This window comes from Nonomuraea deserti, from assembly GCF_004348685.1.
GTDB classification, from domain to species: domain Bacteria; phylum Actinomycetota; class Actinomycetes; order Streptosporangiales; family Streptosporangiaceae; genus Nonomuraea; species Nonomuraea deserti.
Window position 1 is genome coordinate 1 of record NZ_SMKO01000387.1, and the last position, 2,138, is coordinate 2,138.

At 73.9% G+C, this 2,138-nt stretch carries 2 protein-coding genes; one reads left to right on the plus strand and one right to left on the minus strand.

Translation table 11 applies throughout. From position 1 onward, the window contains the following. Window positions 1-1,325, minus strand: a 1,325-nt coding sequence (locus E1292_RS50180; RefSeq protein WP_132606842.1) for a serine/threonine-protein kinase, incomplete at its 3' end; no start/stop codon positions are given. 134 nt (window positions 1,326-1,459) lie between these two features. Here E1292_RS50180 and E1292_RS50185 point away from each other — a divergent pair. Next, the coding region (locus E1292_RS50185; RefSeq protein WP_132606843.1) for a GNAT family N-acetyltransferase at window positions 1,460-2,138 on the plus strand (679 nt) is incomplete at its 3' end.

Consider the following 2,138-nt stretch of genomic DNA (forward strand, 5'->3'; position numbering starts at 1 on the left):
GTGGGCAGCGTCGTGGGCGGGGTCGTCGGCGTGCTCGGCTCCGGACGGCTGGTCCTGGTGGGCTCGCGTGTCGGCCTGCGGGTCGGCTCGCGAGTGGACGGTGGCGGCTCGGTGCCGGGCCGGGTCGGGCGCGGCCTGACCACGGGCGTGCTCGGCCGGCCGACGTGGGTGGCGGCCGGCGGCGTCTCCCTGAGCGACACGCTCGGCTCCGGCTCCGACGATGTCGGCGCGGCGGACGTCGGGGAGGCCGCCGTCGGGGTGCCCGGCGCCGGCACCGACGCGGACACCGTCGCGGGCGGCGGAAGGGCGGTGCCGCTCCTCGTGTCGGGCGGATCTCCCAGGACCACGAACGCCGACACCACGGCCGCCGCGGTCGCCAGCACCAGCCCGCCCGTCACCGCGAACTTGGTCGCGGGCGCCATCGTGGTGTGGAACAGGCTTGTGGAGCCGCCGTCGGCCACCGGCTGCGGCCTGGGCAGCAGCGCGGTGAGCGGCACGGTCAGGAGGCCGAGGCCGGCCCGTCCCCGCTGCTCCCAGTCCTCCCCGTACGAGGCCAGCGCGACGCCCTCCAACTCGGCCAGGAACACCCGCGCCGACTCCGGCCGGGCCACGGGATCCTTGGCCAGGCCGTGCTCGACGATCGGCCGCAGCGGCTCGTCCACCTCCTCGACCGGAGGCGGGACGTACTGGTGCTGGTAGGCCAGGGCGGCGACGTCGGCCCCCTGGAAGGGGCGATGGCCGGTCAGGCACTCGAAGAACACCAGCGTCGCGGCATAGACGTCGGTCGCCGGGCCGGCCGGGGCCTCGTCCCACTGCTCGGGGGCCATGTAGGAGGGGGTGCCGACGAGGTCGGCCGTCTCGCCGACGTGCGCGGCCACGCCGAAGTCGACGAGCTTGCTCTCGCCCTCCTGGGTGATGATGACGTTCTCGGGTTTGAAGTCCCGGTGCACGACGCCGCGCTCGTGCGCCTCGGCCAGCCCGAGCAGCGCCCCCTTCAACACCACGAGCGCCGACTCCGCCCCTGTCGCGCCCTCGTGCGACAGCAGCCGCCGGAGCGTGATGCCGTCGACCAGTTCCATCACGATGACGGCGTCGTCGTCGGCCTCGACATAGTCCAGCACGCGGGCCGTGTGCGGGCTGTCGATCTCCTGGATGACCTGCGCCTCGGCCCTGAACCTGCCGGCGAACTCGTCGTCCTCGCGCAGCGGGTCGGACAGGTGCTTGATCGCGACGGCCAGCCCGTCGGAGTCGCGTACGGCGAGCATGACCCGCCCGGTCCCGCCGTGTCCGAGTTCCCGGATCTCGGTGTAGCCGGGAACTTCCATTGGGGACCCCCTGACCCGAAAAAGATCCTGATGTCAGGACGCTAACCCGGTGTAACGCCGCGTGTCGACCCTCTTCGCCCGAGTGACCGGCCCCTGCCGCAATCGATATCTTTCCTCCTCCATAGAGTGGCTTCGTGGCGATCGACGATCATCTGCGCGAGTGGCTCGGCGCCTGGCCGCCCACGGAGAACCTCCAGGTCACCGGCTCCCGCCGGCGCACCCTTCCCGGCTGGGACGGCCAGATCTATCCGGCGCTCGGCGTGCGCACCCCGGACGGCGGCGTGCTGTCGGTGCCGCCGGAGCACGTGACCCGCGTGGCCGCCGCGCGGACGATGGCGGAGGTGCCCAAGATCGTCGGATACGCCGAGCGCAGCTGGTTCGAAGCCGTCTTCCGGTGGACCACCCGCCCGGCCCCGCTCCAGGACGCCGGGCAGTGGCGGCCCGCCACCGCCCCCGGCGTGCCGGCATGGCTGCACCCCTTCGGCGGGGATGTCCTGGTGGCCACCGACCCCTGCACGGGCGAGCACCTGGCGGGGGTGGGGATCAAACGGCACGACGCGTACGGGCACGAGCTCTCGGTGGTGACGGCCCCGGCGGCGCGCGGGCGCGGGCTGGCCAGGCGGCTGGTGGCGCAGGCCGCCCGGCGGGTGCTGGACGAAGGGGCGGTGCCCACGTACCTGCACGCCCTGTCGGTGCCGCCGGAGCACGTGACCCGCGTGGCCGCCGCGCGGACGATGGCGGAGGTGCCCAAGATCGTCGGATACGCCGAGCGCAGCTGGTTCGAAGCCGTCTTCCGGTGGACCACCCGCCCGG